The organism is Paenibacillus sp. FSL K6-2859, assembly GCF_038008265.1.
Taxonomy (GTDB): Bacteria; Bacillota; Bacilli; order Paenibacillales; family Paenibacillaceae; genus Paenibacillus_AQ; species Paenibacillus_AQ nitricinens.
In genome coordinates this window covers 1406823-1432014 of record NZ_JBBOYU010000001.1, presented here as the reverse complement: position 1 = coordinate 1432014, position 25192 = coordinate 1406823, and the positions used below count along the sequence as shown (strand labels likewise).

The window sequence follows — 25192 nt, the reverse complement described above, 5'->3', positions numbered from 1 at the left end:
AGGTGAATCAAAATTGCAAAAAAAAAGAATTTTAATACTTTCAGAAGGCTTTGGAGCAGGACATACTCAAGCAGCTTATGCGCTGTCGAGCAGTTTGCGCCAACTGTCACCTAATTTACAAACGAAGGTGCTAGAACTTGGGAACTTCCTAAATCCCAAAATGGCCCCCATTATTCTGTCCGCTTACCGTAAGACGGTAACGACTCAGCCAAAGCTGATGGGGTATGTCTATCGTCACCAAAAATCATTTAATCGTCTTACCACGCTTGCCCTGCATCGTATATTTTATACGCATACCAAAAATGTTGTTATGCAGTTGAAGCCTGACGTTATTGTCTGCACACACTTCATTCCGGGTGCTGTAGTATCTCGTCTTAAGCGAGTGGATCCCACCCTAAAGGTGCCACTCGTAACTGTTATAACGGATTATGACGCACATGCCAGCTGGATCAGTCCAGAGGTAGACCGTTATCTGGTATCAACACCAGAGGTTAAATCCAAATTGCGTATGCGAAACATTCCTGCTGCGAAAATTCAGGTTACAGGGATACCCGTACATCCCAACTTTTGGCAGCACCCTGGAAAGCAGGAGATTCGACAGCAATTCAATCTCAAGGATATGCCAACAGTACTAGTCATGGGCGGCGGCTGGGGGATCATGAACGATCAGGTTGTAAATGCCTGTCTGGCGGAATGGCGTGAGAAGATTCAGATTGTTTTCTGTCTCGGCAAGAATGAAGAGCTGCTTCAGGAAATGAAAGAAGACTCACGTTATAATCATCCTAATATTTCCTTGATCGGTTTTACGCGTGAGATTGACAAGCTGATGGAGGTGTCCGATCTGCTCGTCACAAAACCGGGTGGAATGACCTGCAGTGAAGGGCTCGCTAAAGGAATACCGATGCTTTTCTATAACCCTCTGCCCGGGCAGGAGGAGGAAAATTGCCGTTATTTTACCGCAGCAGGTTTCGGAGAGCCGATTGAGTCTTTAGACGTAGTCATAATGTGGATGGAGCGTCTCTTAAACAACTACGAGGATGTGCAGAATAAGCGAAAACTTCATCTCGAGGAAATCGCCCGTTACCACCCATTGCAATGTGCTCAGAGCATTATCGAATTATTGGAATAGTTAACAAAATAAAGCAGCAGCCTCCAAACCACTTGGAGGCTGCTACTTTATTATTGAAGCATGTCTTTAGGAGCAGTGCTTTGTAACTACAACCGGTATTTGTCCAAACGGGTAGCTTGATACTGCTTGAGCGCTTCCGCACCTACAATGGCCTCACAACGATGGATATTCACGCCGCGTCCGACAAATTTCGTCTCGTATTCTGTCATAATATGATCCTCATTTATGATCCCGTCCGCATGTAGGTCTAACGAGATATTTTTCATCTGTAAACCAAAGTCCGCAAATGCATTTAATGAGAATTCAAATAGGCTTCGGGAATCTGTTTTCAAATGAATTTCACCTAAGTCGCTTAGCAGCCCCCGATATTTGTCAAGAAAACGCGGGTGAGTCAAACGACGACGAGCATGCTTACTCTTCGGCCACGGATCACTAAAGTTAAGATAAATTCGTTCCAGTTCTCCTGGAGTAAATACTTCCTCTGCATAATCAATATTGGCGAGTGCCAATTTCAGGTTAGGCGGCGTCTCATGACCTGCCGGCTCCCATACCGCTCTAGCCTTATCTCCAGCACGGCGGATCAGCTCATCATACATATCAACGCCGATAAAATTAATATCGGGATATTTAAAGCTCATTTGACTGATAAACTGTCCCTTGCCCATTCCGAACTCCACATGGATCGGATGATCATTTCCAAACAGCTTGGACCACTCACCTTTATAACTCCGAGGGTCTAGAATGACTAGATCGGTCTGTTCTTCCAAACTTTCACGTATTCCTTTTCTTCCGCGTAAACGCATAGGTATTCCTCCGATTATCTCTTATACGATAACTGTCACTTGCAATATTGTGCCGAAATTGTCCCGAAAAGTAAAGGGATTGGGGTAAAAAAGAAAAAGGAATTCTCTGGTTCAGCTCTTAAATGAGCTATCCAGGGGAATTCCTTCGTTGTGTATATTTGGTATTAAGGCTCATTCTTATCCGGTAGATTAGGATCTACTTTGTGTTTGAGCTATTTGGCAAATGTCTTTTTTTCGAATGCGCTGCGAATTTTACGCTGTGCATCTGTCTTGATCTTAGGGTTGCCGTTAAATTCCACGCCTGTTAGTGCAAGGGCTTCATCTGGCGTTAAGTGGACTTCAATCGAATCTTTACCCTCAGCATATACCGTTTGAGAATTCATTGCTATCACCTCACGGTTATTATTATGGATCGGACGACACGAAATTATGAACTCCTGGCTGAATTTCTTTATGCCACAGCAGCGTTTCACACTCTGAATATAACATACTATGTAAGCATTTTCAAGTTGAAAGCGCCTTACTTTCGGCCTATTTTCATGCCAGTACCGTGAGTGAATGTTACGCCGAGCTCTGTTTTTTGATACAATGTATTGGGTTATAAGAAACGGCTGCGTGTTCTTTTATAAAGGATGCCATCCGTCTCAGAAAAATATAAGGATAAGGATACTTATCCATGTTTATATTTTCAGAAAGGAGCTCCTCGTGTCTAATCTTCAATACACTACTCCTCCGCAGCTTTGGGGAGATAAACGTTTTCATACCTGGAATTACGAAATGCGTGAACATTTGAACACCAAGGTATTCAAAGTTATGCTTGATGCTGGCTTTACCTGTCCCAACCGTGACGGCTCCATCGCTAAAGGCGGTTGTACATTTTGCAGTGCCAGAGGTTCTGGTGATTTTGCAGGAAGTCGCCGAGATGATCTCGTCACCCAATTTAATAACATCCGTGATAAGCAGCATCTAAAATGGCCAAACGCTAAATACATCGGATATTTTCAGGCCTATACGAATACGTACGCTCCGGTCGAAGAGCTTAGAGAATATTTCGAAGAGATTTTGCAGCAGCCCGGTGTCGTTGGACTTTCTATTGCTACACGGCCTGACTGTTTGCCAGATGATGTTGTCGAATATTTAGCAGAGCTAAACGAGCGCACCTATCTGTGGGTAGAAATGGGGCTTCAGACTATACACGACTCCACTTCTGAGCTTATTAATCGGGCCCATGATACCCAGTGTTATTTAGAGGCTGTTGATAAGCTGCGGCGTCACGGCATTCGTATCTGTACCCATATCATTCACGGCCTCCCACAGGAGACGCATGAAATGATGCTGGAAACGGTATCTGCTGTCGCTCGTATGGATGTCCAAGGAATTAAGATTCACCTGCTACATCTCATGCGTAAAACACCCATGGTGAAGCAGTACGAAGCCGGACTGCTGCGGTTCATGGAACAGGACGAATATGTGAAGCTGATTGTTGATTCACTCGAAATTCTGCCCCCTGAGATGATTGTACATCGCTTGACTGGTGACGCTCCTCGGGATCTCTTAGTCGGTCCGTTGTGGAGTCTCAAAAAGTGGGAAGTGCTAAATGCCATTGACGCTGAGCTTGTTGCTCGTGATACTTGGCAGGGTAAGTATTGGAGGAAAAGCTAATGGGCTTCATGTCCGTTCTAAGCTTTGCTCATAAATTAATCTCTGAGCGGCTAACTATAGGTGAGCGTGCTATTGATGCCACTGTAGGTACTGGTGCTGATACGCTTTTTCTAGCCAAAATGGTCGGAGCTCGCGGTGAAGTCTGCGGCTTTGACATTCAAGCTGCAGCGCTGAAGCTGGCTGAAGAGCGCCTGCGGCTTGCAAGAGAGGAAGCTCCCTCGCTCGCCACCGTCACTTTGCTGGAACGTAGTCACGCAGAAATGGCTGAAGCTGTTCCAGCGAACTGGCATGGCACCGTTGGTGCTGTAATGTTCAACCTAGGATACTTGCCTTCAGGAGATGCCGACAAGAACATCATTACTCAGCCAGGCAGCTCCATTGCAGCCTTGGAAGCTTCTCTCCAGTTACTGCGTCCAGGCGGGATCATCACGGCGGTTCTTTATCCCGGCCATGCTGGCGGAGATAAAGAAGCCGATGCCGTTGAATCTTGGGCAGCAGCTGTTTCCCAAAAGGTAGCACAAAGCATTGTTTATCGTCAGCTTCAGCGCACGGATTCACCTTATATGATTGCGCTTGAAAAGAAAAAAGGAATCCCCTCTTAAACTGTAAGCATCAAACAATTTTATATTTGGGAAGGAAGATGTAGTAATGACTCAACCATATCCTTTGAAATTTCAACCGGAGTTTAAAGAACGTGTCTGGGGAGGCCGCGCGCTGGAGAAATTCGGCCTAGATCTGCCAGAAGGACATATTGGCGAAGGCTGGATGATCGCCGATCACGCGAATGGAACGTCTTCAGTGGTAAACGGAGAGTTAGCCGGTCAAGGCTTAGATCAAATTCGTGAGCAGTTCGGCCATGAATGGTTCGGAAGCAAAGGGATTTCTGAAACGGGTGGAAGATTTCCTCTACTAATCAAATTGCTGGACTGCAACGACAATCTTTCCGTTCAAGTCCACCCTACAGATGATTATGAGGGATTGCCACAAGGTGAACTGGGCAAAACAGAGATGTGGTACGTGTTAGACGCTAAGCCAGGTGCCAAAATCATCTATGGTCTTAAAGAAGGCGTGGATCGTGAAACATTGCGCGAAGCACTGGAAAAAGGCACCGTTATGGATAGCCTTCAAGAAGTATCTGTCTCTGCAGGAGACTCCTTCTATATTCCAGCCGGAACCGTTCATGCGTTATGCGCTGGTGTCGTTGTAGCAGAGATCCAGCAAAATTCCGACACTACATACCGTATTTATGACTATGACCGTCCAGGCCTGGACGGAAAGCCACGTGAGCTTCATATTGAGGATTCACTTAATGTTACAGCTTATGAAGGCGCCGGGGCTACTTCGATGAAGACAGATAACGCAGTACCTGGAGAGTGGCTGCAACTTGCCGCTTCGCCATATTTCATCGTAGAAAAAGGAATCGTAAATGGTTCATGGGGCCTCACCACTACAGAAGACAGCTTCACTATTCTAGTCATCTGTGAAGGCAGCGGACATCTTACTTGGGATGGCAGCTCCCAGCCTTATGCTGCAGGAGAATGCTATCTGATACCTTCCAGTCTCGGCCGTTACGCTATCGAAGGTCATTCTACTGTGCTTCGCTCTTATTTACCATAAGTCGAGAACCTTTAGGAGGAATGGACCATGAAGGAAAATAGTTTTACTCTAACGGATCCCATAGGTGTAAATATCCATGTCTATGAATGGTTACCTGAATCCGATGTGCCAGTTAGAGGAATCGTGCAAATTTCTCACGGTATGTGTGAAACAGCTGTCCGTTATGCTCGTTTTGCGGAAGCCTTAACAGGAGTAGGTTATGCAGTATATGTCAATGACCACCGGGGACATGGTAAAACCGCTGGTCAAGTCGATCTGCTTGGCGATGTTGGGGAGGACGGATTCTATTGGATGCGGCGCAATCTGCTCCAGGTAGCAGCCAAAGCACTCTCCAAACATGAAGGTAAGCCTATCTTTCTATTCGCTCATAGTATGGGTTCCTTTCTGGCTCAAAAGCTGATGTGTGAAGAGGGTAACGAAATCTATGCAGGATTTATCCTAAGCGGTACAAATGGTCCTCGCGGTATGCTGCGCCTTGGAGAATCTCTGGCTAGTGCACAGCTCAAGTTAAAGGGTGAACATCACCGCAGTGTACTACTAAACAGCTTAGTATTCGGCAGTTATAACCGTGCTTTTTCTCCCGTAAGAACAGCATATGACTGGCTGAGCAGCGATGATGCGGAAGTAGATAAGTACATTTCCGATCCATTCTGTGGCGCTATTTGTACAACACGCTTTTTCCGTGGTTTTTTCCACCTCCTAAGGGAGATCCATACCGAGGAATCACTTAGGACATTATGTACAAGTAAGCCCATTTATATCTTTGGTGGGGATAAGGATCCTGTAGGGATGAGCGGACAAGGCATTCCTCGTCTTGCGGAGCTGTACAATAAGCGAGGGATATCGGACGTAGAGTATCGACTCTATCCAGGTGGCAGGCATGAAATGCTTAATGAGGTGAACCGGGATCAGGTTACGGCCGATGTGCTTAACTGGCTAGAACAGCATCTCCCTTCTGAGGTTACGACTACAAGTTAAGAGAAAAACGAGGTTTTTCGGAGCAGCCATCCTCCCGTTATTGGGGATCGCTGCTCTTCGTTTTGGGTTGTGAGCAATTTACCACACTCGTTAATCCTAGCCCCTCCCCTCTTTTTCGGATACATGGATGCTTTTAGGCAACCATTACTCCCCCACCATCATTTTCGGACTCACAATTGTGGAGAAATCACACATGTAAGGTCATACGGGCCCAATAACACTAAATTTAGCAGGTAAACCTTGCATATAAAACAAAAATAGACCGCCCCAAGGGAGCGATCTATATGGAACTATTACAAAGGTAACGTATAATACTGAGCGCGTTGGCTCTCGTTCTGCTGATACATTACAATTAGCAGCGTGCGACCATCGCGAACGGAAGTTGGTTCAGCTACGGCTACAGCAGAGCTTGTGGTTTGGACAGACTCTTCTAAACTACCCTCTGTAACTCCCAGTATTAATGACTCAGGAGAAGGTACAGCCCCATCGACAGCATTGTCCTCTTCCTCTTCCTCTGAACCCCCATCCGCCCGTAGACCGCTGATGGATTCGAGCACCGCTTCAAGCGAGAACGGCAGCACTTCAAGCACCGTGTACTTTTGCAGTTCTCTCTCACTAAGTCCGGCTTCTGCCAACTGTGCAGAGATTTGACCCGGATTAGCTGCGATATTCTTCAAGTAGCTCGACCAATCCGACTTATCCAGCACGAAATCCCACCATATTTTGCGAGGCTTATACTTGTGTCCTAGGAAATAATCAAGCTTCATTAGCCCCGTAATGATATCCATAGACGGTGTCCCACGATCAATCAAGAAGGACTGCAAACGGATAAAGAGATCTTCCAGCTGATGCCCAATCTTTTGCCAGCCTCTCTCCTCCCAATAGTCACCGAACTCCTGGAAGAAATCGAATGGCGAATCAAACACATGACGGATCAAATATTTGGCTGTATGGTCCATCCGGTGGCTGTTCCAGTATTTCTCCAGCACATCCTCAAGCCGCTTCAAGCGGATAATATCCGAGAAGGTCATCATATGACTGCTAAGGATTTCGTAAGGGGCATGTTCCATATACGTATACTCATATTTTGCCGCCTGTGCACGCAGACCCGTCCCGCGAAGCATTTTAAGGAAACCAAGCTGCAGCTCTTCTGGCTCCATAACGAATACATCATTAAACGTTTTGCGGAAGGTGGTGTAATCCTCCATAGGAAGCCCCGCGATCAAATCTAGATGCTGATCGATATTGCGACTTTCCTTGATCTTCATTACCGTACGAGACAGCTTCTTGAAATTCTGGCGACGTTTAACGAGCTCGTTCGTCTCATCGTTCGTAGACTGTACACCAATCTCGAACCTAAAGATGCCCGGTGGCGCATTATTCGACAGGAAATCCAGAACTTCTGGCCGCATAATATCTGCTGTGATTTCAAACTGGAACACACAGCCTTGATGATTATCGATCAGGAATTGAAACATCTCCATTGCATAGTTGCGGTTGATGTTGAAGGTGCGGTCCAGGAACTTGATGATTTTGGCACCATTTTCAATTAAATAGAGTAAATCAGACTTCACTCGTTCAATATCATAGTAACGTACGCCAACCTCAATACTGGATAAACAAAATTGACAGTTAAACGGGCACCCACGACTTGTCTCAAAATAAACAATACGTTTGCTCAAATCTGGAATATCCTCTGGAAAACGATGCGGTGTAGGCAGCGTATTTAGATCGCTTTTGGGACGAGGTGGATTTACAATGATCTCCTCTCCCTTACGATAAGCAGCTCCGTACACAAAATGAAATTTCCGGTCATCTCTCAACTCCTGCAGCAGATGATGGAAGGTCTCTTCTCCATCTCCGTTGACGATAAAATCAATGCCAGCTTCTCTCTTCATCCAATGCAGCGGCTCATAAGAAACTTCCGGACCTCCGAGAACAATCGTAACCTCGGGCATCACTTGCTTAAGAATTCCGATCAGCTTGAGTGTCTCCTCGATATTCCAGATATAACAAGAGAAGCCAATCACATCTGGCCGTTTCTGAAACAAGTCGGACACGATATTCATCACGGGATCTTTGATGGTGTACTCCACTAAATGAATATCATTAAATTCATGCTCACTGTAGGCTTTAAGCAAACGAATTGCCAGTGAGGTATGGATATATTTGGCGTTTAATGTGGTTAGGATGATTTTCATGCTACACGACCTTCTCTACATTTCATTTTGAAAAAACTCTAGGAATGCTTTACCGTACTTCCGGTATTTCACTTCCCCTACACCCTTCACTCTCAGCATTTCCGCTTCGGTCTGCGGGCAAACCACACTCATCTCACGCAGCGTAGCATCATTAAAAATGATATATGAGGGCACATGCTCACGTCCCGCCAACTCTCTCCGGATCAGACGAAGCTGCTCAAAGACGGTCTCATTGACCGCCGAAGGTGACAGGTCATGCCCACGACTACGAACTCGCGTGCCGGATGCCGCGCCTACTCGTGATGGACGTGCCACCCGCTGCGTGACCTCACGTTGTCCGCGCAGTACCTCAGCAGCTAAAGGCTGTAGCCGTACTACTGGATACTGTCCTTCCGACAAGACCAGATATCCCTCTGAGATCAGCACATTAATGCTCTCCGAGATTTCCTTCTCTGTCCGGCTCGACAATGCCCCATGGGTCGGCAGCTTATCAAAACCATATTGCATCACTTTCTGATTGCGAGAGCCTTTCAGCACAGAAGCCACTAATGCTACTCCATAACGTTCCCGCATACGGTGGATGCAAGAGAATATCTTTTGCGCATCTACGGTCATATCTATAAGCTCTCGTTCATCTGTACATGAGCTGCAAATGCCGCATAACTTGTCTTCATGCGCCTCACCGAAGTAATCTAGTTGGGCACTGCGCAAGCAGCGGGTAGTATAACAATAATCAATCATTTGCTGAAGCTTGCGATATTCGTTAGCTTTACGGTCCGTATCCTGCGGATTCTGCTCGATCAGGAACTTCTGTGTCATAATATCCTGCGCACTAAAGAGCAGGATACACTCACTAGGCTCACCGTCACGACCCGCACGACCCGCTTCCTGAACATAAGCTTCCATATTCTTCGGCATATTATAATGAATGACATACCGGACATTGGATTTATCAATCCCCATCCCAAAAGCATTTGTGGCCACCATGACCCGGATATCGTCATATAGGAAGCCTTCCTGGCTATCTGCCCGCTCCTGATCATTCATACCTGCATGATAGCGGCCTGCCGCTATTCCTGAAGCCTGCAGCCTTTGATATAGATCATCCACTTCTTTGCGTGTAGCCGCATATACAATACCCGGCTGATGAGAATGTGTCGCTGTGTAATCCATAACGAATTCCCGCTTATTCTCCCCACGTAACACAGACATCGCTAGATTATCTCTTCCGAGTCCAGTCATGAAAATACCCGGCTCGCGCAGACGCAGCAGCCGAACCATGTCCTCCATAACCTCCGGTGTTGCCGTCGCTGTAAATGCAGCCAAGATTGGCCGTTCTGGCAGCTCATTCACAAATGGCGACACCGACAAATAGCTTGTGCGGAAATCATGCCCCCACTGAGATACACAGTGTGCCTCATCCACAGCCACGCAGGAAATCGCCAGCTCAGCCATCTCCAGTCGGAACCAGTCCAGCTCTAACCTTTCGGGCGCGACATAAAGCAGCTTCAAATCACCGCGTCGGGCAGCACGAATCCGCTCATTTACTTCTTTCCCGCTTAACGTGCTATTAATAAAGGCAGCCGGAATACCCGCCGTGGTTAACGCATCGACCTGGTCCTTCATCAGCGAGATCAATGGTGAGATCACCAAAGTCAACCCAGGAAGCAGCAGTGCGGGAACTTGGTAGCAAATCGATTTCCCACCTCCCGTAGGAAGAATCCCCAGCGTGTCGCGACCTTCCAGCAAGTTCTGAACAATCTTCTTCTGACCATCCCGAAAATCTGGATATCCATAATATTTTTGCAGCTCAGCCTGCGCCTGTTCCATAGTAGGTGCTTGCATCATCATATCTCTCATAACCCCTTAAGCGTTTCTATCTTTAGTTTAGCGGTCAAAAGTGTATTGAGCAACACTCCTTAACTATCGCCACCCTGATCATCTTTTGAAATATTTACATAAAAGGTCTTCTTTTAAGCCAAGCTTTAATAAGCGTGATTTCATAGAAAGGTGGAGCGACCGTGCAAAATTGGAAACAAAAATATACCTCTTTTAAACAAAAGCCTGCACGCAAAGAGTCCTCTGCCCAGGACAATCGTCCAATAAAGCCACTGGATTCCAGCCTGGAGAGCAATATAAGCTTCATTCGACAAGTCTTTGGAGAATACAGCGATCTTATAGTCCGTAACTTCAAAGTGTATGGTAGACATGATGCGGCTATTATCTTTTTTTCTTCTGTGGTGGATCAGAATCAAATTCAGAACTATGTTTTAAAACCATTAATGAATGTTTCCTCCGACCCCTCAGAAATTCCAGAAGATCTTAAGGATCTACCTGATTACATTTGGAGTATGACGGTACAAGTAACACAAGGGAACCGAACTAAGGATCTAAATGCTTTAGCCTCCATCCTGTTGGAGGGAAATGTAGTTCTAATCGTAGATGGAATGGATCAGGCCCTGTATTTCAATCTGCGTAAAATTGAGCATCGTAGCATTGAGCAGCCTCAAACTGAACAAGTCATACGCGGTTCGCGTGATGGGTTTATCGAGAATTTACAATCCAATCTCTCCTTGCTTCGCTACCGACTGCAAACGCCGGATTTTCGTGTTGTAACTGCTCCTCTTGGCGTACGGACACGCTCAAAAGTAGCTGTTTGTTATATCGAAGGAATAGCTGATCCAGGACTGGTTCAAAAGGTGATGAAGAGATTGTCAGCTATAAATGTAGATGGCATCCTTGATTCGGGATATATCGAGCAATTCATAGAAGATCATCCCTTGTCCCCATTTCCGCAGGTTCAGCCAACCGAACGCCCGGATAAATCTATAGCCTCTTTATTAGAAGGACGAGTCATCATCCTTGTAGACGGCTCACCTTTCTGCCTCATCGTCCCGGCACTTTTCAATCAATTCTTTCAGACGACAGATGACTACACGGAACGTTTTATCGTAGGAAGCCTCCTACGAATGATCCGCCTGATTGCCTTATTATTCTCCCTTTTCTTTCCATCCTTATATGTGTCCATTATCTCTTTCAATCCTGAGCTACTACCGACGGAGTTCGCGGTAGCGATAACAGGTGCAAGAGCTGGCGTGCCCTTTCCGGCCGTATTGGAAGTTCTGATTATGGAGGTCTTCATGGAGGTGCTGCGTGAAGCAACCATTCGCTTACCGCAAATGATTGGCGGGGCACTTTCTATTGTAGGTGTGCTTGTCATTGGTCAGGCAGCCGTAGCAGCAGGTCTGGCGAGTCCAACTACCGTAGTTGTTGTCGCTATAACGACCATAGGGTCTTTTGCCACACCCGCTTACAATGCCGCTATCTCTTCAAGAATGCTTAGATTTCCATTGATCATATTGGCAGGCTGTTTTGGTCTGTACGGAGTAATGCTTGGTACGATTGTTATTGTTAACCACTTATTATTCCTGGAATCCTTTGGTGTTCCCTACATGACACCCTTTGTGCCTACGATATGGAAGGATCTTAAGGATAGTATCGTTCGGGCACCTTTATGGTGGATGCGAAGTCGCCCAAGCTTTCTCAATACACCTGATCCTGACCTTCTTGCCAAGGATATCCCCAAAATGCATACCGATCTGATTTTTAAGGAGAAAAGTGAAGCTGATGAATCGTAACCGCCCCATATCAACAATCCAAGTCATGGCTGTAATCATCAGTACGATTATAGGAATAGGAATCTTAAGTATTCCTCGTTATATGGCTGAAGCCGGAGACAGTGGTGCACCACTCGTAACTGCTTCTGGCGTACCTATTGCTTTTTTGGGTTGCTGGTTTACAGCGGCTGTCTGCCGAAAATTCCCGAACGAAACGTTATTCGTATTCAGCCGCCGCCTTCTCGGAACTTGGCTCGCGGATATATTCTCCATTCTTATCACTTTGCTCTTTGCTTTCTCTGCCGGGATCACCATGCGCCAATTCGGTGAAGTATGTGTTGCGGTTGTCTTTAAAAAGACGCCTATAGAAGCAGTAATTCTCTTAATGCTCCTACTGGTTGCCTTATCAATCCGTAGAAATGTTGTAAAATTTACTTATGTACATGTTTTTTATTTACCTTTTATTCTATTATCTGTTATCGCAATTACATTGGTAGCTATGAAAAATGTTGATGTTCTGAACTTACTTCCCCTCACCGGAAATTACACCACCTTTTCAAGCTTTTCCAAAGGAACGATTACGTCTGCCGCCCTTTATCAGGGCACATTTGTCCTAACACTATTAGTTCCTCTAATGAAAAAACCTCAACAAGCCCTTAAAGCAGGCATTTTTGCACTTTGTTTCATTGGATTCATTTATGTAATGATCGTTTGGGTCAGTTTAGGCATGTTTGGAGCTCAAGAATCCAAAATACTTTCCTATCCAACCCTAGAAGCAGCTCGCTCCATATCCATCGGTGCAGGATTATTAGAACGGTTTGATGCTCTTTTTATAATCATTTGGGTGATTTCTATCTTCACTACCATCTTTACGAACTACTATCTAGCCGCATACTCTCTGCAACAAGTACTGCGACACAAGGATCACCGCCTGATCTCCAATTTCTTATTTCCGCTTATCTTTATTTTTTCACTTTTTCCGAGAAACATATTTCAGGTCAATACATTTGCCAGCGTTACAGCGATTATCGGTTTGGTTTTTTTGACCTTCTATCCTCTTTTATTATGGTTAGTCTCTCTAATCCGGCATAAAGGAGCCATTTCTCATGAGTAAAAAAATTTACAAGCGTGTAGTTCTTATGTTTATTCTCTCACTCCTGTCTGGATTGCTCGCAGGTTGCTGGGACCAGCTCGAAATTGAAGATCGTGCATTGGTGCTAGGGCTGTCCATTGATTCCGTCCCTCCAGACAGCAAAACAAATGATGATCAAACCACTCATCTGAAGAGCGCAAATATTAACCTGCCCAAAATCCGTGTAACTGCCCAAATTGCGGTTCCGGGAAGAGTTCCACTCGGACCAGGCAGTGGGGGTGAAGGCGGGGGTGGAAATCAAAATCCAGTATGGGTCGTAGAAGTATATGGATACACATTAGATGACGCCATGAACAATTTACAGCAGCAAATTTCCGATCCACGTTATCTGATTCATTTACGAGTAATTGTTATTAGTGAGGATATTGCAAGAAAAAGCATGGATGACTTAAATGATTATTTGCGGCGTAATCCAGAAGTTCGTCGCCGAACCTGGCTGCTAGTATCCGAGGGCGAAGCTGCTAAATTTATGGATATTAATCCTCCGCTGCAGAGAGTGCCGACCCTTTACATCCTCTCCACCATGGAAAAAGCAGTAACATCAGGAAAATTCCCCGCCAATTATATCGGCGCATTCTGGTCAGATGAATCCAAATGGGGGGAAAGTGGTTATCTGCCCTACGTCTCTTTGCATCAAGAGGACAATATCATGATTAAAGGCTTAGCTTACTTTAGCGGTGGATTAATGGTGGGTTCCACGACTCCTATTGAGATTGGCGCATATATGGCCATGAAGGGCATTAATCCCGGGGGATACTCTGATCTTTTCAATGCTGAGGAGTTCGGTCCAGTAATGCTCAAGATCAACGACCGTTTCACGAGAGTGAAAGTTCAATTCAAAGAAGGTAAACCTCATATCATCTATAACATCTCTTTAGAGGCGGCTCTAGATGAGCATTTACGCAATGATATCCATGTCGATACCAGCCGTTCTCTAGAAAAGATTGAAGATATCTTTCAAAAGAGAGTACTAAGTATCTTCAACCAGCTCATCCAAGAAACGCAGCAAGCGCACTCTGATGTTTTTGGCATGGGTGAATATATTCGTGCATATGCTCCCTCCTACTGGAAAGCCCATGTTCGTGACAAGCATGACTGGGAGCAGCAGTATTCCAATCTCAGTATAGAAATCAAATTGAAAACGCACATCGACAGAGTAGGCCTGAAAGAAGAATAAATGATATTTATAGGAGGCTCTGCTATGATCTATCACCAGCTAACCTTTGTAATTGTTGCGATGCTGATCTCCGGTGTTCTGTTGCTTACTGTGGATACTAAAATATATGCGGTCAATGCTATGCACCGGGAAAAGAAATTCGCTAAAGTGATAGGTTGGATATATCTCAGCTTATTCCTGCTTATTGGACTAGCTCAGCTATTCTATCTATAAATCGAATGCGTTTCTTGCTGCCCTTCACATAGTATTTCTTAACCGCCCATGGTATATTGAGGAGTACAATATTAAAGGACGGAGAATGCAGTCATGAACTCAAGAAAAAATTCTAAAGAAACAGCCAAAAGAGGTACTCGTTCCCACAGCAAGCCAAATGGCAAGCTTAATCATAAAGCTAAAGCACCTGCAGCACCTAAGTCTTTTACTGTAAATGAACCTTCTGAGCTGTTGCCTTTCTTACTCACCCACATCACAGGTCGTGGACGAAATGCGATTAAATCCATCCTTTCGCGCGGACAAGTATCTGTGAACGGCAAGGTCGTCACACAACATAATTTCCAATTACACTCGGGTCAAACTGTGACGATAGATCAAGAGAAGCCTGTACAAACAGCAGAAATGATCGGACTTACCATTGTGCATGAGGACGATGATCTAATCATTATTCAGAAGGATGCTGGACTGCTATCCATTGCCACTGCGGAAGAAAATGAATTGACAGCTTACCGCCAGCTTATGGAGCATGTCCGCACCAGCAATCCTAAGAACCGTATCTTTGTTGTACACCGCTTGGATCGCGATACTTCTGGAGTGATGATGTTTGCCAAAAGCGAACGGATCCAGCAAGCCCTGCAAACTACGTGGAAGGATACGGTTAAAGAACGTTCTTACGTCGCACTAGTCGAAGGCGCCGTCAAAAGACCTGAAGGTACAGTGAGCTCTTGGCTAAAAGAAACCTCTACCCTGAAAATGTACTCCAGTCCACATGAAGGCGATGGTCTACATGCAATCACACATTATAAGCTCATTCAGGCGAACCGCCACTTCTCGTTGCTTGAGGTAAAGCTTGAAACTGGACGCAAAAATCAGATTCGTGTTCATATGGCAGATATCGGGCATCCAATCGCAGGAGACAAGAAGTATGGTGCAGAGACCAAAACGGTGGGCCGTCTCGGTCTGCATGCTCGTGTACTTTCTTTTATTCATCCTACTACAGGAGTGTTAATGACCTTCGAAAGTCCTATTCCGAAGACATTCCTGAAATATACCGCACCTGAACCTGCGAACTAACAAGTTCACAGAGAATACCCATTCATCCTAAGGGGGCTGATTACGGTGGAGCTTACTACACTACAATCGCTACAATAACTTAACAAAGAATGGGTGATTAGCCATGACAACAGCACATCATTATGAATGTATTGAGCGTATGCCCACGACTGAGGAACATGCCTCCTTATGGGAAGCTGTCGGTTGGGGGAACGTGAATACAGCAATGACCGCAGCCTCTCTGGCTCATTCGGTGTATGGGATGGTCGTTGTACAGGAAGACAAGGTTATCGGTATGGGGCGGATCGTCGGCGATGGTCATATGTATTTCTATATTCAGGACGTAGCCGTGCTTCCCCAATTTCAGGCCCAAGGCATTGGTAATGTCATTATTGAGCAGCTACTACGCTATATTCGATCTCATTGTTTTACAGGGGCTTTCGTAGGACTATTTGCATCACACGGCAATGATACCTTTTATGAGCGATACGGCTTTCAGAATCACGCCCCCGGCATGACGGGTATGTTCAAGGTTATGGAGTAACACACAAAAGATGCCCGGTCCATATGGTCCTTGGGCATCTTTTTCACTTCTATTTAGATCATGTTACAATACTAATAAACAAAGAAGGTGCCATTATTGTTCCATCCTACTGTTTTCGATAATATTAAAATTGCTTTTGAGAACCACATCTATGACTATGATAACCTGGACGGAATTTTGGTAGTTACGGATCGTTCCGACCTTCTCAATATGGCTTTGATGTCCAGAGAGTTCAGCCTCTCCTTCCAATTAACTGCTGGCAGAAGCGTAACCGCCGAAGTCTTCCTAACTTCCTCTGTGAAAGATCTTAGCGATGAAATATTGGAAGTGCCTAACATGGATCCCGGCTGCAATCTTTCGTTACGTTTTTATATGGAAATTGAAGATATCCCCACTGAATGTCAGGCAATCGAGAGTATTCTCAAAGCCATCTGGGGGCCTGAATTCCAGCCTGTACAGTCATTAAGCTTCATTTATGGTCAAGAAGGCGAAACCTACAATAACTGCATTGAGCTGCGATTCAAAAGACAAATCACTGAGGAGCAAATGGACGACATTCCGAACCTGCTGAATCATCTTCTGCAAAGTGTAGAAGAGCTGGAATCTTTCTCCGTATAATTCCTGCTGCACACCGTTTTTACTTTGGATAAAGAGGTGAGCAAGAAATGAAATTCCTGCCTGCTGCCAAAAGTAATCGCTGGTTGATCTGGATGGCTGTTTATGGTGTTGTTCTATGGATGCTCTTCATAGTGCACAGATTTGTAATGATGGCTCACGCTTGGGATGTCACACTCTTACTTCGCTTCGCACTTTTTTCTGTTGTCGTATCTGGTATCGTCAATGCTTTAGGGTGGCTCGGCGCTCGATTACTCTGGTTCATCACTACAACAGGAATACTTATCGGTTCGGTACTTATGCTAAGCTACACCTATAGAGAGATGTCCGGTTGGGAGGATCTCGCGGGATTCCTAGCTTTTTTCTTTTTTACATGTGGCGGATTTGCACTTGGTTTGTTGGCAGAAGGCATTCGTCTACTGGTTAAGCAGTGGCCAAAAGCTTGAATGGAGGAGATGATAGAACGTTGTCCAATTCTTTTCTCACCAAAAATGCATTGTCTCATTCCTTAAAAGAACTAATGGAACATACATCGCTCAATAAAATTACAGTCAAACAGCTCGTGGACCATTGCGGACTAAATAGACAAACCTTCTATTATCATTTTCAGGATATATTTGATTTACTGGGTTGGATCTATAAGACCGAGGCTGTAGAGAGCATCGCCCAGTATCGTAGCTACAGTACGTGGACGGACGGTTTTTATAGAATTTTCTGCTATATCGAACGAAATAAAACCTTTTGCTGCAACACCTTGAACTCACTGGGCAGAAATCATCTGGATGCGTATCTATACGAAGTGACGAACGATCTCATTATGGGTGTCATAAACGAACTGTCCGCCGGGATGGAAGTTAGCCACGAAGATAAGCATTTTATTGCTAACTTTTATACACTGGCGTTCACAGGCCTCGTCATTCAGTGGATGAGAGATGGTATGAAAGAGCATCCTGATCACATTATCGAGAAGCTGAGTGTACTTATTGAGGGGAATTTTCTAAAAGCTTTGCACAAATATGAGAATAAGCCGTTGTAACCTTTGGGTTCAACGGTTTTTTTGTCTAAAAACTAGACATATGGACCGTAATGACTAAAAACCATACACTCTAAAAGGATTGATTATACCTTCGAAATTGGAGTTGATTTACATTAAGAGTGTGATTATTTCAACAACAACTTGGAGGCGACCATTGTGAAAAAAGAGTACGGTAATAAACAGGTTTATTTTGTCGGTGGCGGAATTGCATCCTTAGCGGGCGCGGCTTACCTGGTCAGAGACTGTGACTTTCCGGGACAGAACATTCACATTATTGAAGAGATGAAGATTCTCGGTGGCAGCAACGACGGCGCAGGTGACGCTGAGCACGGTTATGTCATTCGCGGTGGCCGGATGCTCAACGATGAGACCTATGAGAATACATGGGATTTACTCATGTCGATTCCCTCCCTCGACCATCCAGAGAAATCCGTTAGAGAAGAGATTATAGAATTCGATACCGCCAATCCAACACATGCTAACGCTAGACTCGTAAACCGCAACGGTGAGGTGGAAGATGTATTATCCATGGGCTTTGATATGGCTGACCGGCTTGCGATGGGTAAATTGATTATTACACCAGAAGAAAAAATGGGAAAAGCCCGGATTAACGACTGGTTTGGTCCACACTTTTTCACTACGAACTTCTGGTATATGTGGGCTACTACTTTCGCCTTCCAACCTTGGCATAGCGCTGTAGAGCTTAAACGATATATGATTCGCTTCGTTCATGAGTTTCCAAGAATTCAAACCCTGGAAGGCGTAACCCGCACTCCATATAACCAGTATGATTCTATCATCTTACCTATGCACAAATATCTTGAAGGCTTCGACGTAGACTTTACACTGAAATGTACAGTAACCGACCTGCAGTTCAAAGATGGAGATGGCATTACCGTCACCCAAATGAACGTCCTACGCCAAGGTGTAGCCGACGTTATTAACATAAATGAAGACGATATCGTAATCGTCACGAACGGCTCTATGACCGAAGGCTCCAGCCTAGGTTCCATGACCTCTGCCCCACGTCTCAACGGCAAGGGAAGCTCGTGGAAATTATGGGAGAACATCGCCGCCAAAAAACCTGGACTTGGCAATCCATCATCCTTCGATGATCATGTCGATGGTTCGAAATGGGAGTCCTTTACCGTGACCTTCCAAGATTCCAAATTCTTCGATCTCATGGAGAAATTCACTCGTAATCGTGCAGGTACTGGCGCATTGGTTACCTTTAAAGATTCGAGCTGGTTAATGTCCGTTGTCTTAGCTTTCCAACCGCATTTCCGCAATCAACCAGACCATGTAAAAGTATTCTGGGGTTACGGTTTGTACCCTGACAACGTAGGCGACTTCGTGAAGAAGAAAATGAGCGAATGTACCGGTGAAGAAATTATGGAAGAATTAATCGGTCATCTTCATTTCGAAGAACATAAGGACGAGATTATGGCAACCGCCAATTGTATTCCATGTATGATGCCTTATATCACTTCACAATTCATGCCTAGATTAAACAGTGACCGACCTAAAGTAGTTCCTGAAGGCTCCACTAACCTTGCCTTCGTTGGACAATATTGCGAAATTCCAGATGATGTTGTATTCACCGAAGAATACTCTATCCGAGCAGCAAGAACTGCAGTGTACACACTGCTTGGTATTAATCGGCCTATCGAGCCAATTAATCAGCATCAGTACGATGTCCGCACGTTGTTCACAAGCTTTATCACTTCTTTTAGATAAACACCTCATAAAGAGACAAGCGCTCCCGAATCTATCCGGGGGCGCTTGTCTTTGTAGTGTGTAAAACAGAGCAGCGTTTCGGAACTAAAAAAAGAAGAAATGGATACTTCTCCATCTCTTCTTCTCCACACTATTTGAACTTTATATGCTGCAAGATCCATCTGCGCAGCCATCATCTGTGGATGCATCAGATTGTCCTTTGCCCACCACTTGCAGTGTTGGCCCTGCTTGCTCTTCTGCCCACACGGTATCCAATACCTCTGTAAATACAGGTCCTGGCTGTGCACCGGATAACGCATATTTATTGTTGAACACGAAGAATGGTACACCGGTAATATTCAGACGGCTTCCTTCTTCGATATCACCATTCACTTCAGCTGTATAAGCATCCGTCTCCAGCATTGCTGTTACTTCTGCCTCATCCAGCCCTACCTCAGCAGCAAGTGTAGCAAGTACACTGCGGTCTCCAAGATTCAATGAATCCGTAAAGTAAGCACGTAGCAGACGTTCGGACATTTCTGCCCCTTTTCCCTTGGAGCTTGCAAAGTGACTTAGGCGGTGACTATCAAAAGTATTCGTATGCTTCATCGTATCGAATTGGAAATCCAATCCCACATCTTGGGCTTGCTCAGTCAGCTGTGCGTTCATTGCTTTTGCTTTTTCAATCGTCATTCCGTATTTGGAAGCCAGCATCTCATGAATACTCTGAGTCTCATTCAATTTTGCATGTGGATCCAGTTGAAAACTACGGAATACCACCTCTACTTGATCTCTGTTCGGGAACTGACTCAGCGCATTCTCCAAACGTCTTTTACCAATATAACAAAATGGACACGCATAATCGGACCAAATATCTATTCTCATGAAAAAAACCTCCTATTATTATTGTTCATTTGTAACTGCTGAATAAGATTGATAACTAAATATTCGTCGCTTACTATTATATAGTTAAAAACCGAAAAACACAAACTTAACTTTTATTAAAATAATTTCATTTAGACCTGAGCTGCACTAAAAGTATACGAAAGTGGTATATACGCTCTTCTTCAGGAACGATAGAATCAAGGTAACCACATTTCGCCGGATAACTGCATTCAGGTGAGCGGACAAAAGAAGTCCTGAAGGGAGATTAAGATATGCATGATCTATCTATAGTGATTCCTACTCGCAACCGAATCAATGACCTTACGGTGTGCATAGAGTCCATTGGCAAGCAGACAAATCTTAAAGATATCTCTATCGAGCTATGGATTATGGACGACGGTGAGATCCCTAAAGACAGATTAGCTTATTATTCTGAAATACTACAAGGATTACCACAGGCTGAACTCCATTATCATCGCAAAACTAAGCCTGGTCTCTGGCTTTCCCGTTACGAAGCGCTAGGGCTGATCCATGCAGAAATCGTGCTCCATTTAGATGACGATGCAGAATTAAATGACCCCTTATATATTCGACGATTGTTAGATACTTATACAGCCGACGACTCTATTGTTGGTGTAGGTGGTGTAGCCAAAGGTATACATAGCAGCATGCCAAGCAGGCTATTCGGTATGCTAACCGGACAAATGTCCGGGTCACCAGGCAGATTGTCGGCAAGTATGTTTGCAGGCTCGCAATTCCTTTGGGGAGAGAAGAAGCAGGTATTTGAAACTGATTTTTTTCACGGCTGCAATATGTCCTTCCGGCGCTCGGCACTGCGTGATATTAAGCCCTATCCATGGATGACAAGCTATTCCATAGCCGAGGATATTTATCTATCCCATTTAGCCAGCCGCTATGGCAAGCTTGTGATTAATCCCGCCATGAAAATCATCCATCATGAGTCGCCAGGCTCTCGCGATAAAGTGGGCGTTGTAGCACAAGCTACAGCCATTAATCACTACTATCTACTCAACTTGCGAAAAGCTCCATTAATGAATTATGCTGCCTTGATCTGGACATTGTCTTGTCTGACGGTTAAAGCAACCCTAAAACGGAATTTCAAAGCCGTTAGCGGATATGCCAAAGGTATCCTCTTCGTATTAAACCCTCGCAAGAACAAATACAGTGAATATATGCTCGATTAAATAGCATCGTTTTATTCTAAATCTACAGCGCTGCTCCGAATCAGGATACGGGGCTTTTTTTGTTATGCTGACCGACTTATCCCTTAATATGTCATGAATTTGATTTCCATCAACTTGTTATCTGGGGTATGATATAAATAATGTGATTTGTTTTAGAAACTAACTTTATGGATGGTGGAATATGTTCAAGAACAAAAAAACGACGCTGATCCTCGTTGTAATCGTCATCGTCGTCATTGCTGTCGGCGCTTGGCTAATTACTAAAGATAAGGACGATAAGACAGCGGGAACTACGGGTAGCGCAACAACATCCGGAAAAGGAGAGGAAAAATCTCTTTCTCAGACCTTTTATATTTATGACACTGTTGTGAATATCAAAGTGTTTGGTGCTACTGTAGAACAGAAAAATATGGACGATATCCAGCACATGCTGGAGCGAATGGATATGGAGCTTAGCCGCACCAAAGAAGGTGGAGAGACATACGCAATCAATCAGGCAGCAGGAAAAGAAGCGGTTGTTGTTTCTGACGAAACCCTGGATGTAATTAAACAATCCATACAATACGCAAAGGAAATGGACGGGCTGTTTGATCCTACAATCGGTCCGCTAATCGATCTTTGGAATATCGGTAGTGGCGGAGATAAAGTTCCTCCCCAAGCAGATATTGATAAAGCCAAGAGTCTAACCAATTACAAGGACGTTGAAATTGATGAAGCTGCGAAAACTGTAAAGCTAATGAAGGAAAATATGGTGTTAGATCTAGGCGGCATTGGTAAAGGTTATGCTGCAGACCGTATCGCTGATTATTTGAAAGAGCAAGGTCTTAATAGCGCTATGATTAACCTCGGAGGCAGCAGTATTATTGCCCTCGGTAAAAAGCCAAACGGAACGGAATGGAATATCGGATTGCAGGATCCAGATCAAAGCCGTGGTACTCAGCTAGGAACCATTAAAATCTCAGATGAGGTCATCGATGCTTCTGGTGTTTACGAACGGTATTTTATGCAGGACAATGTTCGTTACCATCATATCCTTGATCCACGCACAGGATATCCTTCACAGAACGGTCTCAAAAGCCTTACCATTATGAGCCCGAATGCAACAGATGCAGATGCCTTATCTACTGGGGTATTCTTGATGGGAATTGAAGAGGGTATGAAATATCTTGAAGCTTTACCTGAAGGTGTTGAAGCTTTCTTTATTACCGACGACAACAAGATCTATGCTACTAAAGGCATAAAAGAAAGAATGAACCTTACAGATCCAACATACAGCTTCGCAGAGTAAACGAAAAAAGCTTGTCCCTTAGAGCCGAGTTGGCTTCTAGGGAGCAAGCTTTTTTAATAGACACACGTAAGATTTGAAGAAGAAAGAACTGTGTTTTAATGGGGATTTGTCCTACAATGGTACACATCTACCATCAACTAAGGAGCGAAATTTATGAACCTTGTGAAAACCCTACCCTCCATAGCAGCGGGTTATCGTCATACCGCCCTGCTTAATTCGGACGGCACGGTGACGGCTGTGGGTGATAATAAATATGGCCAATGCGATGTAAGCAGCTGGTGCGATATGATAGCGGTTGCTGCGGGTAATGCTCATACCGGTAATGCTCATACCGTCGGGCTTAAATCAGATGGTACGGTGGCAGCTGTGGGTTGGAATAAATATGGCCAATGCGATGTAAGCGACTGGACTAATATTGTGAGGGTTGCCGCGGGTTGGCGTCGTACCGTCGGGCTTAAATCGGATGGTACCGTGGTTGCTATAGGTCGAAATAATGAAGGCCAATGCAATGTAAGTGACTGGCGTGATATAGTAGCAGTTGCGGCTGGTGATTGGCATACAGTCGGTCTTAAATCGGACAGTACGGTGACAATTGTGGGTAATAATCGGTATGGCCAACGCAATGTAAATGATTGGCATGACATAATGGCTATAGCGGCGGGTTACCTTCATACAGTCGGTCTTAAATCGGACGGTACGGTGATTGCTGCGGGTCGAAATCATGAAGGCCAATGCAATGTAAACGGCTGGCATGGTATTGTGGCTATAGCGGCAGGCAGTCATCATACCATCGGTCTTAAATCAGATGGTACCGTGGTTGCTGTGGGTTGGAATAAGTACGGCGAATGCAATATAAGTGACTGGCGCGATATGGTGGCCGTAGCGGCAGGTTGCACTCATACCATCGGTCTTAAATCGGACGGTACCGTGGTTGCTGTGGGTAATCACGAACAGGGTCAATGCGACGTAAGCAGGTGGCGCGGCATTCAACTCCCCGGAAATTAGTTATAAAATAATGAAAGCCATGCGCAGATTTCTCTCGCATGGCTTTCTAATATCTTTGGAGTACTTGTTCTCTCACACCAAAGGAAGCTCCCCAAATTCCTTATAATTAGTAAAAATATAACTAGGCTTATGATCCGTAGCTGGTTGTCTTCCTCTCGGATTGTACCAACAAACCTTCCATCCAGCCGCAAGTGCTCCAACTACATCGTTAGCCCAAGTATCCCCTATATAAAGCGAATTGTCCGCCAAAGTACCAGTTTTTTGGTTTACGTGTATGAATATTTCCGGGTCCGGTTTAGCAAGACCTACAGCATCAGAAATAAAGATCATGTCCTCGGGAATAATCTGATCTAAGCCTAGTCCACGAATCTTACTCATCTGATGATCCTTCGGTCCATTCGTAATAATGCCTACCTTATGACCGTCCGCAATAAATCGTTCAAGATGCTCACGCACGCCATCAATCATCTGAATCGTATATTGACGTCCAATATATGCCGCTTGAACCGCTGCGGCTTGATCACGATCAATCTGCAAACCATACTCGGCAAAAGCAAGCTCCAACCGGCGCACCCTCGTCTCTTCAAGCGGAATCTCACCGCGCAAATACATCGGCCACAACACATCGCTATGATGTCTCACTTTATAGAATAATTCCGCAAAGTCCAGACTACTCTCATCTGGGCTGAGCACTTCCCGTACCGCTTCTTTAAATGGTACCAGATGATCATACAACGTATCATCGAGGTCAAAAAAGATTGCTAACTTATGACTTGTTTCCACTTTAACGCCCCTTACTCGTCTTTCTCTCTAGCTGCTTTAGAAAAAAAGGTTATAGGTAAAAAATTCATCATCTCGAATGTAGCCATGCGCTTCATATAACCGCTGCGCCCCCACATTCTCCGTCATCGTTGTCAGGGATAAGCCCTTCGTATTCGTAGAGACCGCATAATCTCTAGCACTTTCCAGTAGCATAGCTCCTAGCCCTTGCCCACGGATTTCAGCAGTAACGAACAAATCATTTAGTATCCAGAGGCGCTCCATCGTAACCGATGAAAAAGAAGGATAGAGCTGTGTGAAGCCCCACGCGCGTTTCTCATCGCCTTCCCCCTCAACCACCATAAGGATCACAGATTCATTCAGCTTTAGTCTGTCGGCTAAGAAGGCGCGTGCACCATCCTGATCTGAGGCTGCTCCATAAAATACTCGATACTCATCAAATAATGGGATAAGCCGTTCTAAATCATCCCGAACCACTCGTTCTATACGATAATTCTTCATCATCAGCGCTCACT

General features: G+C 44.9%; 25 protein-coding genes. 18 read left to right on the top strand and 7 right to left on the bottom strand.

What is annotated here, in order from left to right; translation table 11 throughout:
• Positions 1 to 13: 13 nt before the first annotated feature.
• Positions 14 to 1129: an MGDG synthase family glycosyltransferase gene (locus MHB64_RS06405; RefSeq protein ID WP_094869934.1), complete on the top strand. Its 1116-nt coding sequence runs from the start codon at positions 14 to 16 to the stop codon at positions 1127 to 1129.
• Positions 1130 to 1215: 86 nt separating this feature from the next.
• Here the strand turns inward: MHB64_RS06405 and trmB are convergent, their stop codons facing one another.
• Together trmB and MHB64_RS06395 are read right to left on the bottom strand one after the other, a co-directional pair.
• Positions 1216 to 1932 (bottom strand): tRNA (guanosine(46)-N7)-methyltransferase TrmB, encoded by a 717-nt coding sequence (gene trmB, locus MHB64_RS06400; RefSeq protein WP_094869933.1) that lies wholly within the window; start codon positions 1930 to 1932, stop codon positions 1216 to 1218.
• Between the two features lie 212 nt (positions 1933 to 2144).
• Complete coding sequence (locus tag MHB64_RS06395) at positions 2145 to 2315, bottom strand: hypothetical protein (RefSeq protein ID WP_179281578.1); 171 nt, start codon at positions 2313 to 2315, stop codon at positions 2145 to 2147.
• A 322-nt stretch (positions 2316 to 2637) separates the two neighbouring features.
• Here MHB64_RS06395 and MHB64_RS06390 point away from each other — a divergent pair, with 322 nt between their 5' ends.
• Genes MHB64_RS06390 through MHB64_RS06375 form a run of 4 tightly spaced genes read left to right on the top strand, consistent with a single transcriptional unit; the run spans position 2638 to position 6189 of the window.
• Positions 2638 to 3594, top strand: coding sequence for a TIGR01212 family radical SAM protein (locus MHB64_RS06390; protein WP_094869932.1), 957 nt, complete (start codon positions 2638 to 2640; stop codon positions 3592 to 3594).
• The gene (locus MHB64_RS06385; protein ID WP_341133977.1) at positions 3594 to 4196 is read left to right on the top strand and encodes a class I SAM-dependent methyltransferase; all 603 of its coding nucleotides are present in this window, start codon (positions 3594 to 3596) and stop codon (positions 4194 to 4196) included. The genes MHB64_RS06390 and MHB64_RS06385 overlap by 1 nt, the downstream gene beginning before the upstream one ends.
• A 46-nt stretch (positions 4197 to 4242) precedes the next feature.
• A complete protein-coding gene (locus tag MHB64_RS06380; protein ID WP_341133976.1) occupies positions 4243 to 5211 on the top strand; it encodes a type I phosphomannose isomerase catalytic subunit in 969 nt (322 codons plus the stop codon).
• 27 nt (positions 5212 to 5238) lie between these two features.
• Positions 5239 to 6189 (top strand): alpha/beta hydrolase, encoded by a 951-nt coding sequence (locus MHB64_RS06375; RefSeq protein ID WP_341133975.1) that lies wholly within the window; start codon positions 5239 to 5241, stop codon positions 6187 to 6189.
• Positions 6190 to 6482: 293 nt separating this feature from the next.
• On the opposite strand, the gene MHB64_RS06370 is transcribed toward MHB64_RS06375, so the two are convergent.
• Positions 6483 to 8390, bottom strand: coding sequence for a B12-binding domain-containing radical SAM protein (locus tag MHB64_RS06370; protein ID WP_341133974.1), 1908 nt, complete (start codon positions 8388 to 8390; stop codon positions 6483 to 6485).
• A gap of 15 nt (positions 8391 to 8405) precedes the next feature.
• Positions 8406 to 10241 (bottom strand): DNA helicase RecQ, encoded by a 1836-nt coding sequence (gene recQ, locus MHB64_RS06365; protein ID WP_341136052.1) that lies wholly within the window; start codon positions 10239 to 10241, stop codon positions 8406 to 8408.
• A gap of 170 nt (positions 10242 to 10411) precedes the next feature.
• Between recQ and MHB64_RS06360 the strand changes: the two genes are divergently transcribed.
• The 10 genes from MHB64_RS06360 (at position 10412) to MHB64_RS06315 (ending at position 19535) form a co-directional block, all read left to right on the top strand.
• Positions 10412 to 12028 carry a spore germination protein gene (locus tag MHB64_RS06360; RefSeq protein ID WP_341133973.1) on the top strand — a complete coding sequence of 539 codons (1617 nt, stop codon included), beginning with the start codon at positions 10412 to 10414 and terminating at the stop codon, positions 12026 to 12028.
• The gene (locus MHB64_RS06355; RefSeq protein WP_341133972.1) at positions 12018 to 13121 is read left to right on the top strand and encodes a GerAB/ArcD/ProY family transporter; all 1104 of its coding nucleotides are present in this window, start codon (positions 12018 to 12020) and stop codon (positions 13119 to 13121) included. Before MHB64_RS06360 ends, MHB64_RS06355 begins: the two co-directional genes overlap by 11 nt.
• Complete coding sequence (locus MHB64_RS06350) at positions 13114 to 14337, top strand: Ger(x)C family spore germination protein (protein WP_094869925.1); 1224 nt, start codon at positions 13114 to 13116, stop codon at positions 14335 to 14337. Before MHB64_RS06355 ends, MHB64_RS06350 begins: the two co-directional genes overlap by 8 nt.
• A 24-nt stretch (positions 14338 to 14361) precedes the next feature.
• Positions 14362 to 14550 (top strand): CLC_0170 family protein, encoded by a 189-nt coding sequence (locus MHB64_RS06345; protein ID WP_094869924.1) that lies wholly within the window; start codon positions 14362 to 14364, stop codon positions 14548 to 14550.
• Positions 14551 to 14643: 93 nt separating this feature from the next.
• Positions 14644 to 15624 carry an RluA family pseudouridine synthase gene (locus MHB64_RS06340; RefSeq protein WP_094869923.1) on the top strand — a complete coding sequence of 327 codons (981 nt, stop codon included), beginning with the start codon at positions 14644 to 14646 and terminating at the stop codon, positions 15622 to 15624.
• Positions 15625 to 15727: 103 nt separating this feature from the next.
• The gene (locus tag MHB64_RS06335) at positions 15728 to 16147 is read left to right on the top strand and encodes a GNAT family N-acetyltransferase (RefSeq protein WP_094869922.1); all 420 of its coding nucleotides are present in this window, start codon (positions 15728 to 15730) and stop codon (positions 16145 to 16147) included.
• Positions 16148 to 16243: 96 nt separating this feature from the next.
• Positions 16244 to 16765 (top strand): hypothetical protein, encoded by a 522-nt coding sequence (locus MHB64_RS06330; RefSeq protein ID WP_341133971.1) that lies wholly within the window; start codon positions 16244 to 16246, stop codon positions 16763 to 16765.
• 47 nt (positions 16766 to 16812) lie between these two features.
• The gene (locus MHB64_RS06325) at positions 16813 to 17208 is read left to right on the top strand and encodes a hypothetical protein (RefSeq protein ID WP_094876772.1); all 396 of its coding nucleotides are present in this window, start codon (positions 16813 to 16815) and stop codon (positions 17206 to 17208) included.
• Positions 17209 to 17228: 20 nt separating this feature from the next.
• Positions 17229 to 17798, top strand: coding sequence for a TetR-like C-terminal domain-containing protein (locus tag MHB64_RS06320; protein ID WP_042125036.1), 570 nt, complete (start codon positions 17229 to 17231; stop codon positions 17796 to 17798).
• 156 nt (positions 17799 to 17954) lie between these two features.
• Positions 17955 to 19535 carry an oleate hydratase gene (locus MHB64_RS06315; protein WP_094869919.1) on the top strand — a complete coding sequence of 527 codons (1581 nt, stop codon included), beginning with the start codon at positions 17955 to 17957 and terminating at the stop codon, positions 19533 to 19535.
• A 141-nt stretch (positions 19536 to 19676) separates the two neighbouring features.
• Here the strand turns inward: MHB64_RS06315 and MHB64_RS06310 are convergent, their stop codons facing one another.
• Positions 19677 to 20399: a DsbA family oxidoreductase gene (locus MHB64_RS06310; RefSeq protein WP_094869918.1), complete on the bottom strand. Its 723-nt coding sequence runs from the start codon at positions 20397 to 20399 to the stop codon at positions 19677 to 19679.
• A 272-nt stretch (positions 20400 to 20671) separates the two neighbouring features.
• On the opposite strand from MHB64_RS06310, the gene MHB64_RS06305 reads away from it, so the two are divergent.
• The 3 genes from MHB64_RS06305 to MHB64_RS06295 all read left to right on the top strand — a co-directional run bounded on the left by MHB64_RS06305 (position 20672) and on the right by MHB64_RS06295 (position 23897).
• Entirely contained in the window at positions 20672 to 21604 is a 933-nt protein-coding gene (locus tag MHB64_RS06305) for a glycosyltransferase family 2 protein (protein ID WP_341133970.1), read from the top strand.
• Between the two features lie 181 nt (positions 21605 to 21785).
• Positions 21786 to 22892 carry an FAD:protein FMN transferase gene (locus tag MHB64_RS06300; protein ID WP_094869916.1) on the top strand — a complete coding sequence of 369 codons (1107 nt, stop codon included), beginning with the start codon at positions 21786 to 21788 and terminating at the stop codon, positions 22890 to 22892.
• Positions 22893 to 23045: 153 nt separating this feature from the next.
• Positions 23046 to 23897: an RCC1 domain-containing protein gene (locus tag MHB64_RS06295; RefSeq protein ID WP_341133969.1), complete on the top strand. Its 852-nt coding sequence runs from the start codon at positions 23046 to 23048 to the stop codon at positions 23895 to 23897.
• Between the two features lie 72 nt (positions 23898 to 23969).
• Here MHB64_RS06295 and MHB64_RS06290 read toward each other — a convergent pair whose 3' ends face one another.
• Positions 23970 to 24680 (bottom strand): HAD family hydrolase, encoded by a 711-nt coding sequence (locus tag MHB64_RS06290; protein ID WP_341133968.1) that lies wholly within the window; start codon positions 24678 to 24680, stop codon positions 23970 to 23972.
• 36 nt (positions 24681 to 24716) lie between these two features.
• On the bottom strand, positions 24717 to 25181 hold the full coding sequence (locus MHB64_RS06285; protein ID WP_341133967.1) for a GNAT family N-acetyltransferase: 465 nt from the start codon (positions 25179 to 25181) through the stop codon (positions 24717 to 24719).
• Positions 25182 to 25192: the final 11 nt, after the last annotated feature.